12 protein-coding genes are annotated in these 14,579 nt (G+C 56.4%); 5 read left to right on the forward strand and 7 right to left on the reverse strand.

Annotated elements, in window-relative coordinates:
- Positions 1 to 28: 28 nt before the first annotated feature.
- Together ACP86_RS20755 and ACP86_RS20760 are read left to right on the forward strand one after the other, a co-directional pair.
- Positions 29 to 1,648: an NADH-quinone oxidoreductase subunit L gene (locus ACP86_RS20755; RefSeq protein ID WP_008171162.1), complete on the forward strand. Its 1,620-nt coding sequence runs from the start codon at positions 29 to 31 to the stop codon at positions 1,646 to 1,648.
- Positions 1,645 to 4,101 (forward strand): YbcC family protein, encoded by a 2,457-nt coding sequence (locus ACP86_RS20760; protein ID WP_008171160.1) that lies wholly within the window; start codon positions 1,645 to 1,647, stop codon positions 4,099 to 4,101. The genes ACP86_RS20755 and ACP86_RS20760 overlap by 4 nt, the downstream gene beginning before the upstream one ends.
- Positions 4,102 to 4,131: 30 nt before the next feature.
- Here ACP86_RS20760 and ACP86_RS20765 read toward each other — a convergent pair whose 3' ends face one another.
- Together ACP86_RS20765 and ACP86_RS20770 are read right to left on the reverse strand one after the other, a co-directional pair.
- Positions 4,132 to 4,404 carry a YebG family protein gene (locus ACP86_RS20765; protein WP_008171158.1) on the reverse strand — a complete coding sequence of 91 codons (273 nt, stop codon included), beginning with the start codon at positions 4,402 to 4,404 and terminating at the stop codon, positions 4,132 to 4,134.
- Between the two features lie 147 nt (positions 4,405 to 4,551).
- On the reverse strand, positions 4,552 to 5,520 hold the full coding sequence (locus tag ACP86_RS20770; RefSeq protein WP_053115302.1) for a beta-ketoacyl-ACP synthase III: 969 nt from the start codon (positions 5,518 to 5,520) through the stop codon (positions 4,552 to 4,554).
- Between the two features lie 167 nt (positions 5,521 to 5,687).
- Here ACP86_RS20770 and ACP86_RS20775 point away from each other — a divergent pair, with 167 nt between their 5' ends.
- The 3 genes from ACP86_RS20775 to ACP86_RS20780 all read left to right on the forward strand — a co-directional run bounded on the left by ACP86_RS20775 (position 5,688) and on the right by ACP86_RS20780 (position 6,749).
- A complete protein-coding gene (locus ACP86_RS20775; protein ID WP_008171152.1) occupies positions 5,688 to 5,939 on the forward strand; it encodes a YdcH family protein in 252 nt (83 codons plus the stop codon).
- A 171-nt stretch (positions 5,940 to 6,110) separates the two neighbouring features.
- Positions 6,111 to 6,263 carry a hypothetical protein gene (locus tag ACP86_RS23040; protein ID WP_008171150.1) on the forward strand — a complete coding sequence of 51 codons (153 nt, stop codon included), beginning with the start codon at positions 6,111 to 6,113 and terminating at the stop codon, positions 6,261 to 6,263.
- A gap of 234 nt (positions 6,264 to 6,497) precedes the next feature.
- Positions 6,498 to 6,749, forward strand: coding sequence for a hypothetical protein (locus ACP86_RS20780; protein WP_008171147.1), 252 nt, complete (start codon positions 6,498 to 6,500; stop codon positions 6,747 to 6,749).
- Between the two features lie 3 nt (positions 6,750 to 6,752).
- Here the strand turns inward: ACP86_RS20780 and ACP86_RS20785 are convergent, their stop codons facing one another.
- The 5 genes from ACP86_RS20785 to ACP86_RS20805 all read right to left on the reverse strand — a co-directional run bounded on the left by ACP86_RS20785 (position 6,753) and on the right by ACP86_RS20805 (position 14,558).
- Entirely contained in the window at positions 6,753 to 7,631 is an 879-nt protein-coding gene (locus tag ACP86_RS20785) for a peptidoglycan-binding protein (protein WP_227507772.1), read from the reverse strand.
- Between the two features lie 116 nt (positions 7,632 to 7,747).
- Positions 7,748 to 9,613 (reverse strand): methyl-accepting chemotaxis protein, encoded by a 1,866-nt coding sequence (locus tag ACP86_RS20790; protein ID WP_227507773.1) that lies wholly within the window; start codon positions 9,611 to 9,613, stop codon positions 7,748 to 7,750.
- Between the two features lie 256 nt (positions 9,614 to 9,869).
- Entirely contained in the window at positions 9,870 to 10,835 is a 966-nt protein-coding gene (locus ACP86_RS20795; protein ID WP_008171143.1) for an ABC transporter substrate-binding protein, read from the reverse strand.
- A gap of 288 nt (positions 10,836 to 11,123) precedes the next feature.
- Positions 11,124 to 12,962: a protein kinase domain-containing protein gene (locus ACP86_RS20800; RefSeq protein ID WP_053115305.1), complete on the reverse strand. Its 1,839-nt coding sequence runs from the start codon at positions 12,960 to 12,962 to the stop codon at positions 11,124 to 11,126.
- A gap of 9 nt (positions 12,963 to 12,971) precedes the next feature.
- Positions 12,972 to 14,558 (reverse strand): dihydrolipoyllysine-residue acetyltransferase, encoded by a 1,587-nt coding sequence (locus ACP86_RS20805; protein WP_053115306.1) that lies wholly within the window; start codon positions 14,556 to 14,558, stop codon positions 12,972 to 12,974.
- Between the last annotated feature and the right edge of the window lie 21 nt (positions 14,559 to 14,579).

Raw genomic sequence — 14,579 nt, forward strand, 5'->3', positions numbered from 1 at the left:
AGTACTTGCAATCAGGAGGTTTGCAAGTATGAATCCAATCGCCGAATTTTCATTGCTCTCGATCCTCGCACTCTGGCTGCTGCTGCCGGTCGGTCTCTTCCTGCTTGCCGGTTTGACTGGCTGGCTGAAGAATCCACTGAAAGTGAACCACTGTTGGCGACTTGCCGGGTGGGCATTGTTGGCTTCCATGGCTGTTTCGGTCGTGATGGGAATCCTCCTCCTGATTCAGCCCTATACAGGAGGCGACAGCAATCGTTTAGCCACCCTGGGTGGGCGCTTCGGCCTGTATCCAGACGGGATAGCGGTCTGGATGGCCACGATGGTGGCGTTTATTGGCTGGGTTATTCTTCGGTTTGCAGACAACTACCTCAGCCAGGACCCTGGCCGTGACCGTTTTCTTCCATGGTTTCTGGTGACGGTTGCCTCTGTTCTGGTATTGGTGTTTACCAACCATCTGCTGATTCTGGCAGGCGCCTGGATTGGTGTCAGTCTGGCCCTGCATCATTTGCTCACCCTCTATCAGGACCGGCCCCAGGCGCGAATGGCGGCGGTTCAGAAGTTCATCGTCAGCCGGGTGGGGGATGCGCTGGTGGTCTTTGGTGTGGTGGCGCTCTACCTGCATTACGGCACCTTTTACCTGCCAGACATCATCCAGAATGAGGGCGCCCGAGCCGGTGGCTCAACAGCGCTGACAGTTGCCTCGGTGGTTCTGGCTCTGGCGGCGGTTCTCAAGTGCGCCCAGATTCCCTTTCATGGCTGGCTCATCCGCGTTATGGAGGCTCCCACGCCCGTGTCTGCGCTGCTCCATGCCGGGGTTATCAATCTTGGCGGTTTCCTCTGGCTCCGTTTATTCCCGGTGTTCGATGGCTTTACGGCCGGCCACATGATTCTGCTCGTGATCGGCGGCATGACGGCGGTCGTTGCGGTTCTCACCATGATGACCCAGTACTCGGTCAAACATGCTCTTGCCTGGTCAACCTGTGCGCAGATGGGCTTTATGCTGTTCGAAATCGGCATGGGGGCCTACACACTGGCACTGCTGCATCTACTGGCCCATTCGCTGTACAAGGCGCATTCGTTCCTGGCTTCTGGTCGCACGGTGGCGGTATCGGCAGCAACGCGTTTTCCCGAATCTCCCTCTGCTAACCGGCTCTCCTGGGCCGGGCTTACCGGCCTGTTGGCGGCGGCGATCCTGGTTCAGTTCCCGTGGATCGTGGAAAACAATCCGGTTTTCGGAGCATTGCTGGTGCTGGCGGTATCGGCGGCCGCCATGGGCATCCCGGCCGGAGCAACCAAAGCGGTGAAGCTGAAGCTTGCGGGACTGGCAGTGCTCCTGGTTCCGCTGTACTCATTGTTGCACTTTCTCATCGGCCCGGCCGTTCCCGAGCAGGAAGGGTTTGCTATCCCCGGCATTGCTCTGGGAACGGGCGCCACTCTGGTAACGCTGCTCGCCGTGTGCTCTTTGATGATTGTATTCGGTGCTCGCTTCCCGGCCACCCGCGCTCTGGGCGTTCATTTTCTTCAGGGGCTTTACCTGGAATTGCCCTTTGATCGGTTGACCCGCTTCCTGGCGGCGGAGGCTTTGAAGGTGCCGGCCATGTTCCGCAGGGTTCCGCATCATCCGTTCAGACTGGAGGAGAGATCATGAGCGATGTAAGCGCCCCGTTACCGGAACTGCAGTGGCTGAGCGATGACTGGCGTAAACCGGTTAAACAGGCCTGCGACCTGATCGCCCCTGTTTGGCCTCTCGATCAGTGGATAGCGGTGAATCCGTTCTGGGGGCTGAGACATTTTCCGGCCCCGCGGGTTGATCAGGTGCTCAACGAGCGCGCGGGTTTCAGTATGCTTATGCCAACCGAGTTTTATCGAGAAGCCTGGGAAGGTGGCCGGATTCGGGAAGACGATCTGAGGGCAAGTATTGCGGAGCGCGGCGATGAGCGGAATACCGCCTGGTACCTTGATTGGCTGGGTCGAAAGGGGGCGATAACTGCGCCAATGCGCGGTTCCATTCTGGATACCGTTGCGGTTGCGAATGCCCACGAGGAGGCCGGTGTTCTGACTGACATCGTTTGCGACCAGGTTTCTCGCGTTTGCGGCGCCTTTTTCGATCAGCGCCAGAGCCGATGGTCCGTTTCGGGCAACCAGGCCAATGGGGGGTTGTTCGGTTTTTGGCTTGAATCAGTCAGGCAGGATCTGGCGCTTGATTTTACGACCGGGTTGAAAGGGGGCCGTGCGTTCTTCAAGACGGTTCCGGACGGCAGGGATCAGGCAGTACAGGAGGCGCTGAATCGGATCGGCGCTCGTGGAGATGAGTTGGAAGCGCTGTGCCATAGCCTGTTGTTGAGAGTGAACGGCTGGGCCTCCTGGTGTCGCGGAGAAGACTGGCGGGCAGGCCTTGAGGGGCGTTCATCCGATCGGTGTGAGGACATTCTGGCGATCATGCTGGTCTGGGAGTCCGCAGGGGTAGCCTTCGCCTCGACGGCACAGAAAGCAGAGTGGCAGAGGCAGAGAGCCCGCGCGAGTCGCAGGGGCGCCTACGATGACCGCAGCAGGCTGTGGGTGTGGCAGCGTGCCTTCGAGATTGGTTACCAGCGCACCTTGTGGCAGGCACTTGAATCTGCGCCGCTCAAGCAGGCGTTGCCAGACTCCGGGCGTGGCATTCCTGCAGTCCAGGCGGTTTTCTGTATCGATGTTCGCTCCGAAGTGATGCGACGCCACCTTGAAGCAGTGTGCCCCGACGTGCAGACGCTCGGATTCGCCGGTTTTTTCGGAATGCCAATCGATCATCAGCAACACGGACCGCTTGCCCCGGCCCGCCGACTGCCGGGCCTGTTGCCCGCGTCTTTCCGGTTGATTGATACCAAGGGCAGCCTGCGAGAGGATCTGGCAGTGAATCGCTCTCTCGATCAGAGAGAGATCGCCCGTGAATCAGTCAGAAAGGCGAAATACACCAGCTTGTCGACGTTCACGCTGGTTGAGACCACCGGTTTGGCCTGGGCCTGGAAACTGGTGAAAGACACTCTGAAAAAGGGCCACAAAACCCGCCCTGACCAAAGTGTAGAGGGGCGTCTGGTCCATAGCCACGGAGGCGACCCGCTCTCTGATGCCGAGAGGGTTGCGCTGGCGGCCAATATGCTCCGCGGGATGTCTCTGACCAGTGGTTTCGCGCCTTTGCTGGTACTTGTTGGCCATGGCTGTCATACCGATAACAACCCGAACCAGGCTGGTCTCGACTGTGGTGCATGTGGCGGCCAGAGCGGCGGCGTGAACGCCCGGCTTGCAGCAAGCCTGGTCAATGATCCACAGGTCAGGGCGGGGCTTGCCGACGAAGGTATCAGAATTCCGGACTTCACCTGGGCGGTCGCTGCCGAGCACTGCACCGCGACGGACAAGGTAACGATTGCTGATCGCCATCTTATCCCGGATTCGCACATGCAGCACCTGGCAGATCTGGAAGCCGGATTCGAAACAGCCGGCATCCGGGCTCGAAAAGAGCGGGCAACGCCGCTGAAATTGAACGGGTTGGACGACGATAACCTCAAGCAGGCCATGGAAACCCGGACCCGGGACTGGTCAGAGGTTCGTCCGGAGTGGGGGCTGGCCAATAACGCGGCAATCATCTTCGCGAAGCGCAGCAGGACCCGGGGCTGCAACCTGTCCGGCCGCGTATTCCTGCACGATTACGATCCGACTCTGGACGAAGATGGCGGTCTTCTGGAGGCTTTGCTGGCGGCACCAATGATCGTCGCCAACTGGATCAACCTTCAGTACTTTGCTTCGGTAACGGTTCCCGAAGTGTATGGCTCGGGTAACAAGCTCCTGCACTCCGTGGTTGGCGGGAATGTCGGCGTTGTCGAAGGTAATAACGCACGGTTGAGAATTGGCCTGCCGCTGCAGTCGGTTCACGATGGTACTCATTGGCGCCATGAACCGGTTCGTCTTACTGTTCTGATTGATGCGCCGGAAGATCGGATCGAATCTGTGTTGCGTCGCCAGCCAGATGTGGCGGCTCTGGTGGAAAACCAGTGGGTCAGTCTGCACCGGATGTCTGGCCGGGGCGTAGCGCGTTACGACAATGGCAACTGGGTAGCCGTGGCATGAGAGAAGGGCGGCGGCGCCGCCCCTGTCCTGCTATTCCTGTTCTGCGTTCAGCAGCTCTGGCTTTTTGAGAGCTTTCTGGAACAGGTCTTTGTCCTCCGCTATGGCCATGGCACAGCGTTCGGCCAGATCGTCGCCCAGGCCTTCAACCTTGCGGCCAAGGAATACCTGAATTTCCTCCGCCAGTTCGAGCACTTTGTCCCGGGCGTCGGCTTCGGCTTTTGAAGTGAACAGCATCGTCTCAGGATTTTTCAGTGCCATATCCAGGCCGTCCCTATCAGAAAAGTAGACTGCTTGTACTGCCATGGTTATTCCTCGCAGTGAGCGTTATTGGTACTGTATAAAAATACAGTCTATCTGACAGGGTGCGGTAAACACAATGAAAAACGGGCTTCAACAAAAGCTGAAGCCCGCCTCTGGTTCAAAACGAGTGGCGATCAGAAAGCTGGCCGATCAGTAACGGAGCAGTGCAGAGCCCCAGGTAAATCCGCCGCCAAAAGCCTCAAGGAGAAGCACCTCGTTGCGCTTAATCCGCCCATCTCGCACAGCCACATCAAGGGCGAGGGGGATAGATGCAGCGGACGTGTTGCCGTGCTCATTCACCGTCACGACAACCTGATCCATGGACATGTTCAGTTTCTTTGCCGTGGCCGAGATGATTCTCAGGTTGGCCTGGTGCGGAACCAGCCAGTCGATCTCGGATTTCTGCATCTGGTTGGCTGCCAGGGTTTCGTCAACGATCTTGCCCAAGGTGTTGACCGCCACCTTGAACACTTCGTTGCCTTTCATTTCCACAAACGCTCGCCCGGCCTTGACCTGGTCGTAGCCATCGGCAATACCGCAGGGAACGTGCAGCAAATCGGCATACTGGCCATCGGCATGGATATGGGTGGAAAGGATGCCGGTTTCTTCGTCGGCCTCCAGGATCACCGCGCCGGCGCCATCGCCGAACAAGACACACGTACCACGGTCTTCCCAGTTAATGATGCGGGAGAACACCTCGGCGCCGATAACCAGGGCCTTCTTGCTGCTTCCGGTTTTGATGAATTTTTCTGCTGTTGCGAGGGCGTATACAAATCCGCTGCATACCGCCTGTATGTCGAACGCGGGGCAGCCATGGATGCCAAGACGCGCCTGCAGGATGCATGCGGAACTCGGAAAAATCTTGTCCGGGGTGGAGGTGGCAAACACGATCAGATCGATGTCCTGTGCATTGGTGCCCGCGGCATCAATGGCATTCCTGGCAGCCTGCTCCGCAAGATCCACTGTGGTCTGGCCTTCAACGGCAATGTGACGTCTTTCGATTCCCGTGCGCTCGCGAATCCACTGGTCGGTGGTGTCGACCATTTTCTCGAGGTCTTTGTTGGTAACGATGTTTTCAGGCAGGTAGGAACCGGTGCCGGTAATTCGTGCAAAGGTCATTCGCAAGTGTCCCGAGGCGTAACTGGATAACGTACTACCATGCTATACCCATGCAACGTCGTGCGTAATTAGCGATTTGTCAAAGACGCCCAGAAACTGGCACGCTCGTCTATGCTGAAGGTGATCAGCTTTGATCAACACTCTGCAAAGAAGAGGAGAGGAATACGATGGGCATTTCCAGCCATGAGCTTCACGTAGAATTCCCGCAGTACCGAGAACTGATTCAGGAACTCAAGAACAATGATCTCAAGTTCAACGAAAAGCTTCAGGAGTACACGCATCTCGACCACGAAATTGAAGGGCTGGAAAAGAGGGATTCTCCCATCGGTGATGACAAACTCCACCGCATGAAGCAGAAACGCGCACAGCTGAAAGATGACCTTTACCAAGTGTTACTTTCAAACGCCAAGGCGTCATAAGACTGCCATCAAAAGTACACAATTCTGACACCCAATAATGCTTGGAGCCCCTGTTTATAGGGGTTTCCAAGTATTCAGAAAGCTCCTCGTCAAGCTTAGAATAGGACCCTAATTAAACAAGGTCCCGGTTTTCGGAGACCAATATTCTGGGGTTGACCAAGGAGTAATGAAATGAAAAGAGCTGCTTCGCTTTACAAAGGCTGGCGGATGAAGCGCAACTTTATCCATCTGGTGATGACTATGGATCGTCGGTTGCTGAACGATGTGGGATTTTCCCCTGAACTGGTTGAACAGAAACTGAGCACTCCGTTCTGGAAATTCTGATCCTCGTGACTGATCGACTCTGCTCTCGGTAACCTTCTGAACTGGTTGAAAAATAATCAGTCCAGAAGGTTACAGACTGTCACAATAATGAAATATCCTATTGTTCTTAAAGCCCTTTTATCTCGAAAAAATCTAAGAAAATTGATCTGAATCTGTATTCTCTTCTACCGGATCGTCCTATAGTTACGCTACCTCCAGAACCAGACCGGTTCACCCTGAAAGGAGAGCTCGACGATGATCCAGGAATTCCTTCAAAGCAACTTGCCCCTAGACTCCTCCGTAAGCCTCAAGCGTTCAGATACAGAGCCTGATAAAGACATTGCCAATGCCCGCAGCGAAGCCTTTGAGATCGTCTCAGACTCCGGTGAAACCGTAGGCTTTGTGAAGGCCTGGGAAGATGACCCGAGTTTCCGCGGATACGTCCACTTCGATTCCGACGGCAACGTGATTGACTGGAAAGTCTTTAAAGACCGGTTGCAGAGTTGACGCTCAGACCAGCCAGCCAAAAAAGAAATCGAACAAGACGCTGAAAAACCCGCCGCCGGTGCTCTGAGAATTATCGGCAACCGCGGAATTTTTCGATGCAGTGTTTTCTCCTTCGACTGGCTGGGCTTTCTTCATTTCCGTTGCTTTCGGTTCGGTAGGGCCCGCACTGGTGGGCTCTGAAGGGAGCTGGGCCAGCACCGGGGCTGGTTCTTTGGTGGCTTCTGGTGAAGTTTCCTCGGCGACCGCAGGTTCCGGCACGGGAGCTGGAGCTGAAATGGGAGCAGGGGGCTCTGAAGCTACCGGTTCGGGTGTTGTCGGGGCTGCTTCCGCCACTTTTTCTTGTGCCTTCACTTCAGGTTTTTTCGAAGTTCCCTCAGTATCTATCTGGTTTTCATCAGGTTCGGCATCGAGCGAAGTTGTTGGCTCGCCCTGTTCGGAAGATTTTTGAATGGGGGCCGGGGTAGGTTCTGGCGAAGGCTTTGGTTCAGCCCTGGCAATGGTCGGGGTATTGGGCGCGGGCTCGGGGAGGGACAAACCGAGCTGTGCCAATGACGCCTTTCGACTGCCGACTGAATTTGCAGTGATGGTTGCGCTGGATGTTTTGGTCACGCCGAGCGCTTTCAGTGTTGCCGTATCCAGGTTGCCGTTGGTTTGGAGCCCATTTTGAGCTTGATAGGCGCGTATGGCAGCTCGGAGTTGCTCATCAATCCAGCCATCCGCGCGTCCGATGTCATGACCGGCACCGTAAAGAGCATTTTCGGCGGCGAAAATGACTTTTTCGGGTTCGGCGGCTTGGGCAGTGCCGAGGCAGGCAGCCGCTGTCAGCATGGCAATGACAGGGCCGCGAACGCCTTGCCTCTTGGGTGATTGAGAGCGCGTCATGGCGGGATACCTCCGGGCAGTCCGTTTCCGGTTACATTGTGTAACTTGAAACCCAAAGGTATCAGGTAATCATCTGCGCTCTCGTGAATTGGTTAACATCTGCAACCATTGTCTGTTCAGGATTCACTGGCCCTGAAGCGTCGCACGAGCGTATTCAATTCATCAGCCATGTTCGCCAGAGAGCGGCTTGAGTGATTCACCTGGGAAATGTCTCCGGCCAGTTCCTCAATTGCGCCACTGCTTATTTCCACGTTCTGGGTCATCTCCGCGGCGGTCGCTCTCTGCTGCTCGGTCGCGCTTGCAATCTGGGTGGTCATTTCAACAATGCTGTTAACCGCCGCGAGAATGTCCGTCAAAGCCTCGCCCGACTTGCTTGCCTCCTCGCTGGCCTCTTCGGCCATCTGCTTGGCCTTGCTCATGTCCACTACTGCGCCGGCCGCGCCACTCTGGAGCTGGGACACAATCCGCTCGATATCGACGGTTGATTCCTGAACGCGCTTGGCCAGTCCTCGAACTTCATCGGCAACCACGGCAAATCCCCGCCCGGCGTCACCGGCTCGAGCCGCCTCAATGGCGGCATTGAGCGCCAGAAGGTTCGTTTGCTCAGCAATGCTCTGGATAACAGCCAGCACATTGCCGATTTCGGCCGATTCGTTCTCCAGTTGTTGGATCCGGTTAGACCCCTTTTCAACCTGATTGGCCAGGTTGGTAACCGCCCGAATGGCAGAGCCAACGGTTTCTTGTCCCGAATCCGCAAGCGATGAGGCCTTGCGGGCCGATTCGTCAGTTTCGCTGGTGTTCGAGGCGATCTCTTCGGAGGTGGAGACCATTTCCTGCATGGCGGCAGACACCTGCGTGATCTGGTCGCGCTGTTGCTCCGAATTGGCAGTTGTACGCTCTGTGATGCCGGAGAGTGATTCGGACTCGCCTGTCAGTTGGCGAGACGCCGTCACAATTCGGGAAATCGTTTCCTCGAGCGTTTGCAGGAAGGTGTTGACTGCGTCGATGAAGTCACCGATTTCGTCTGGGCGACCCGGGGTCAGCCTGGTGGACAAGTCGCCGTTATTGTTGGCGATGTCGTCGAGGTAGCCCAGAATTTCTGTTTTCGCACGCTTCACGCTTGAGCCCATCAAGCGACTCATCAATACCGCAACGATCAATCCGAGAACCGCAGAAGCCACAAATGCGATGAGCGTGAATTTGAGTGCAAGATCAGTGGCAGCCGTTGCCTCATCCGCTTCCATCTCGAGAGACGCGAAAATACTGGCCTCCAACTCGCGCGCCATGCGGGCGATTTCGGGCCCGAGTACATCGAGTCGGTCTGCCTTGACGCTGACGACGATATTCTGCTGTTCCACCATTCTCTGAACTGCAGCCTGATAGTTTGCCAGCTCTTCGACAACGGTTTGCATGTACACCTGCACAAAGTCCGGGCCATTTTCAGGTTGCAGCAGCTCCAGTGCATCGGTCAGGTCTTCGATGGCCCAACCGAGAGCCTTGCGGGAATCCTCATCGCCGTTGGTCAGGTAGCGTTGGGCGGTCAATTGCATGACCATGGCATCGTTCAGCAGTTGCTCGAGGCCGGCCCTCAAATCGCTTTCGGGTTCCCTGTTGGCAACCCCGTTAAGGGCCATCCGCAATGCCTTGGTGGCATTTGGACCGTATACGTCCAGCTCATCCTTGATAATTTTCAGGACCTGGCGTTTGGCCGGAACCAGCTCGTTCCGGAATGCCTTGATGTATTCATCGGTGGTGGTCTTGATCCGATCCACCAGTTTGGCCGCACCAGGGTCCTGGATGTTCTCCTGCGCTCTCGCCATCACCTCATTGAACTCGGCTTCTAGCTCGCCGAAGTGGGCAAGGGTTTCTTCATCGCCAGTGGTGAAATAGTCGAAAACACGCAGGCGCATCCGATAGACGCTGATGACCGATTCGGTCCCAATAGAGGTGTCCGGTGCCAAGTCCCTGGCGACGGTGTTCATTCGACGGTCTAGTTCCTGGAATTCATAAACACTGAAAAAAGTTACCGAGGCAAAGAGCAAAAGAATGAATACCGGCGCAATCAACAGTTTCCCTGGGACACCCAATTTACGCTCTATAGATGAGAGGACAGAGGAAGCCAAAACGTCATCCTTCAGTAAGTTGTTTTAGTGATTATCGGCAGCGCTACTGAAACCTGAAGCCTTAAGGCCGGTGTTTCATTTGGGCGCAGCCGTCTCTGGTTGAGCGGCGCCCCGGTTACTCGACAAAGTTGGCCTGGCTCGCAATCATGGGGGAGAGATCAAGATTCCAGTGTTCAAGGCCGCTCGCACTGTACACGTAATGCCCACTTAGGGATTTAAGCTGCGGTATCTGATCGGGTCTCATGCCATTGAGGATCAACGAGGCCAGCCTGGCTGCGGTGAGCCCCTCTTGTTTGGCCGAGATAGTGAATCCGCCGATGCTTTGTTCTTCGCCAACAAAGATATCCCAGAATGAAAACAGTGGGAGCTGAGCCCGATAAAATGCTTCCTTCAGCAGATCGTAGGGTATGACGTACTCGCCATCTTTGTCACGGATGGTGTGGTGGGTGCCCAACACAACAGCATCATAACGTTCGTGGGCATTTACGACCGTGTCCAACCAGGTGTCCCTGTCGTTGGTCAGAACGATGTCCAGTTCGGAACCGTAGATCGTGGCCTGGCGCTTGTCACCAAAGTATTCGTTCACCGCATTACGCATGGTAGGTGAGTCATCCATCAGAACCAGGAAACGCTCTTTCTGCCGGAGTATCTTTCTCAGGTGACGGATACTCTCGGAGAAGAACGGGCGTTCGAGGATGCCAGTGACCAGCGGGTGTTCAAGGGTAGGGTGCTGAACGGGGCCACCATTCACACCAAGAAAGACCACGGGAATCTTTTGGGCGACCAGGTGGTCAGCCATCAACGTAAAGGCGTTGTCATCACCCAGAATGGCAACGTCGGGATTAACGTTTGCAATTTTGCTCTGGATTTCAGCCACTTTCTGTGGCCATTCCGGTTTCGACAGGCGCTTGGTGTCGAGTTCGAACACGTGAAGGTCGTGATCCTGCCCGAGCACGGACCGGACCGCGTCGATATAGTCCGCGTCCCATTTGTACTCGAGGTGGTAACTCTGGATGACGACGACGGTTTTGCCAAAACACAGGGGACTGACCAGCAAAAGAGCCAGGAAGAGTAAACGCATAGTTGTTCCTTATTATTGTCCGAGCAAGGTTGAAAAACCGAATACTTAACGATTTGTTCTTCAGGCAGTTTTTATAATTGTGACCGGCTTGAATACAGAAACCGTGCCAGTTAGCCAACTCACTGAAAATAAGAGTTTTTTAATGATATGGAGGGTTTGCTTTCCCGTTTTTAGCGTGAAGTGTCCGGTGTACTGGACAGTTGGCGGCGTGCTGGGCTGAATGTGTTTGATTTGCCGGACAATTGCGTCCGAAAAATCGGACATGGAAAAGCGAGTCTGGGCCGAGGTTTACGCGATCTCGGTCCTTGGATTGCGTGGGTAATACCGCTCAGGGAGGCGTTCGATGTGAGGGAAGAAGCGGGTGTCCTTGTAGGGCATCTTCATGAACCCGGAAACGCCCAGGCCGGTAATCTGCTCCACCGATGACAGGATTACGTCCAACAATCGGCGGAACTCCTGTTCCCGGTCCGGATCAAGTAGCCGATAGTGGCTGTGGATTTTAAGATGGCGGGGCAGGGCTTCGAAGATGATCATGCCAGTGTGGTGAATAGCGTTGAGTTCTTCGAGGGCGTGAATAATGGTGTCGGGTAACACCAGGAATTCCTCCGGGTCCGGGCCGTCCTCGAAGTAAGAGTGGACCCGGCTTTCGTCTTCAACCTCAGGCGCGGGGCTTACCTCGTAGTGCAATTTCATATCGGGTGATACAACAAAGGGGTGGGTTGGTTCATCGCGATCAACGTGCAAGGTATTGCGGGCGTTGAACAGACAGCTTTTGAAAATCCCCTTGCGGTAAATGGCCTGGGCCAGGAAAACCATATTGTTGACGGCCTGCACAAACGCCGACTTCAAGGCAGGATCGTGCAGATTCAGGGAAGTGTCGATGTAGATGCCATCGGTTTCCCAGCGCACGGCCAGTCCACCTTCCACCGGGTAGCGCCCGAGCCGGCTCACGGCTGCCAGAAACGCCTTTTCGGTTTCGCCCATGCCCTGCATGAAATTCTTGTAGTAGCGGTCCAGCTGTACGTCATTGACGTCGTTGAGGGTTTCCGGTGCGCCTTCCTCCCTGAGAAAGGATTTACGCGAGCTGTAAACCACGGTGTCAATTTCCTGGTCAGAGGCACGCACCCACACGGGTACCTGGGCCGCGACCGGGGTTTCCGGCAGATCAATCATCACCGTGCGGGCCATACGCGGCATCTCTGTCAGATAGTAATCGCCGGCCTTGCGGCGAGTGTCCGGATCCGGTGACAGCATGCCATCCAGCATGCGCGCGAATTCCATGGGCAGGCCCAGTGAGGTGGCCGGGATGGCCCGATGGCCAAAGCGGCAGGATTGGGCTGACGCCAGGGCATAGAGCGTGCCGGCTGCCCCCTGTTCATCGAAACGGGGAGACGACAGCCCGCCGTTGAGCTGTTCCTCGCCAATAAAATAGACATCCCCGAGCCGTGCGTTTGTTTGCTGGAGGTTGTCAGACATCAGCTCCATCACGTTGGCGGTGATGAACTGCTGGTTGGCGTCCAGCTGGGCAAACACGGAGGAGCCCCAGTCAATCAGGGCAATGTTTTCGGTGCTGGCGTCGAAGACCAGATTGGAAGGTTTGATATCGCCATGAACGATTGGCCTGCCGGCCGGTCCATTTTCACGGCGAAGGTTTCGCAGGGTGTCGGCCAGCTGGTCCGCGATGCGCATGATGAGCCGTGGTTTCAGACGACCATCACGCAGGGAAACCTCTTCCAGATTTAATCCGGCAGCACGCTCCATCACCAGAATCGGCTGGTTATTGGCTCTTTGGTAGGAAATCAGCCGTGGCACCCTGGGATGGCGGACCTGCTCCAGAATGTAGGCTTCATCTTCAAGCCGGTCCTGAAGATGCCGAGGCAGGTTGATGCGGGTGAATTTGAAAACATGTTCCGGGCCCCCGGCTGCGGTGCCGGGCAGACGGCCTGAGAATACAAAGCCGTAAGCACCCTTGCCAATCAGCTCTATGTTCTGGTAGCCGAGTTGGCGGAGCTGGGCGGCGCAGAGCGCCACCCAGTCTTTGAGCTTTTTGGCATCATCATGGCTGAGCAGGTAGATCGACTGCTCTTCGGGTATGTAGAACTGCTGCAGTTGCGTCTTCTGCGCCATGATGAAACGTCAGCCCATATGCAGGAGCATGGTTTGGGGCGATTCGAGGTAGCCCTTCCAGCGGTTGCAGAACCGGGCGATGGTGCCGCCGTCGATAATGCGATGGTCGCCGGCCCAGCTCACGGTCATGATGGCGCGCTCCACCACCTGGCCGTTGGCGTCAAACCGGGGCAGTTTCTGGGTGCGCCCAAGGGCAACGATGGCCACTTCCGGCGCGTTGATAATTGGCGCGGTGTAAGTTCCGCCCAATGCGCCAATGTTGGAGATCGTAATGGTGCCGCCCTTGAGGTCTTCCTGGCTGACGCGGCCAGATCGGGCTGCCTCGGTCAGGCGCGCAACCTCGTCGGCAATGCCCAACAACGAGAGGCTTTCCACGCCTTTGATGTTCGGCACCGTCAGGCCGGCTTTGCCATCCACCGCCATACCGATATTGCACTGGGGCAGGTAGTGAATCTCCGTGACGTCATCGTTGAGCTGGCTGTTGAGTACCGGGAATTCCTGAACCGCCAGGGCCATGGCCTTCATGAAGAAGGGCATGAGCGTCAGTCTTGAGCCCCGCGCTTCTGCCTCCGGTTTCAGTTGTTCCCGCAGCTTGAGCAGATCGGTGACATCAATATCCTCGCTGTAGATAAAGTGAGGAATGGTGGTGGCCGATTTGACCATGCTTTTCGCCATCGCAGCTTTTATTCCGCGGATGGGTTCGACTCGCGCTTCCTGATCGGCGGCAGGCGCCCTGCGGGCACTGCCAGCGGTGGCCGTTTGCGCATCGTCGGCGGGAGCCTGGTTCTGGGCCTGGACGTGGGCCTGTTTCGGGCCTTCCTCGATATGCGCCAGTACATCGGCTTTCAGTACGCGGCCGTCCTTGCCCGATCCCTGGATATCCACGAGGTTAAGTTCATGCTCCCGAACCAGGCGGCGAACGGCAGGGCTGGCCGGAATACGCTGTCGGCTGGCCGTAGCGACAGGCGAGGCTGTCGCGGTTGAGAGTTGAGCCGCGGGCTCCGGTTTGGCTTTAGCTTCCTCCGGCTCTTCACGATCCCGGGGAATGAACGCAAACAGCGGGGCATGAACTTTGGCCATAGCCTGCTGTTGATGGTAAAGCTTGGTCACGCGCCCGGCTTTGGGTGCGGTAATTTCGACCATCGCCTTGTCGGTCATAACGTCCACAACAGGCTGGTCTTCCTCGATTTCGTCACCTTCGGCAACGCGCCACTCCACCACCTCGCACTCAACGATACCTTCGCCGATATCCGGCAGGATAAAGTCTTCGGTGGCGTTATCGTCCGATTCGGCGCCGGAGGCCGGCTTTGCTTCGCCAGGTTCCGGAGGACTGGCCGCCGGCGCCTGGCCACTGCTTTCGCTTTCATCCACCAGCTCGAACAGCGGGGCATGGACTTTGGCGATGTCGCCTTCCTTGTAGTAGAGGCGTGTCACGCGGCCTTTGTAGGGTGCCGGAATCTCCACCAGGGCCTTGTCCGTCATTACCTCGGCGACCGGTTGATCTTCTTCAATCACATCGCCTTCGCTAACCAGCCATTTGACCAGTTCACATTCCACGATACCTTCGCCGATATCGGGCAGTATAAAATCACTCATAGTCACTCTCCTGTCCTGATA

It is taken from the genome of Marinobacter sp. CP1 (genome assembly GCF_001266795.1).
In the GTDB taxonomy this organism is placed as follows: domain Bacteria; phylum Pseudomonadota; class Gammaproteobacteria; order Pseudomonadales; family Oleiphilaceae; genus Marinobacter; species Marinobacter flavimaris.

Bases quoted from the DNA above. Each gene is read 5' to 3' on its own strand.
- ACP86_RS20755 (WP_008171162.1), top strand. From the start codon at position 29: ATGAATCCAATCGCCGAATTTTCATTGCTCTCGATCCTCGCACTCTGG.
- ACP86_RS20760 (WP_008171160.1), top strand. From the start codon at position 1,645: ATGAGCGATGTAAGCGCCCCGTTACCGGAACTGCAGTGGCTGAGCGAT.
- ACP86_RS20765 (WP_008171158.1), bottom strand. From the start codon at position 4,404: ATGGCAGTACAAGCAGTCTACTTTTCTGATAGGGACGGCCTGGATATG.
- ACP86_RS20770 (WP_053115302.1), bottom strand. From the start codon at position 5,520: ATGACCTTTGCACGAATTACCGGCACCGGTTCCTACCTGCCTGAAAAC.
- ACP86_RS20775 (WP_008171152.1), top strand. From the start codon at position 5,688: ATGGGCATTTCCAGCCATGAGCTTCACGTAGAATTCCCGCAGTACCGA.
- ACP86_RS23040 (WP_008171150.1), top strand. From the start codon at position 6,111: ATGAAAAGAGCTGCTTCGCTTTACAAAGGCTGGCGGATGAAGCGCAAC.
- ACP86_RS20780 (WP_008171147.1), top strand. From the start codon at position 6,498: ATGATCCAGGAATTCCTTCAAAGCAACTTGCCCCTAGACTCCTCCGTA.
- ACP86_RS20785 (WP_227507772.1), bottom strand. From the start codon at position 7,631: ATGACGCGCTCTCAATCACCCAAGAGGCAAGGCGTTCGCGGCCCTGTC.
- ACP86_RS20790 (WP_227507773.1), bottom strand. From the start codon at position 9,613: ATGAACACCGTCGCCAGGGACTTGGCACCGGACACCTCTATTGGGACC.
- ACP86_RS20795 (WP_008171143.1), bottom strand. From the start codon at position 10,835: ATGCGTTTACTCTTCCTGGCTCTTTTGCTGGTCAGTCCCCTGTGTTTT.
- ACP86_RS20800 (WP_053115305.1), bottom strand. From the start codon at position 12,962: ATGGCGCAGAAGACGCAACTGCAGCAGTTCTACATACCCGAAGAGCAG.
- ACP86_RS20805 (WP_053115306.1), bottom strand. From the start codon at position 14,558: ATGAGTGATTTTATACTGCCCGATATCGGCGAAGGTATCGTGGAATGT.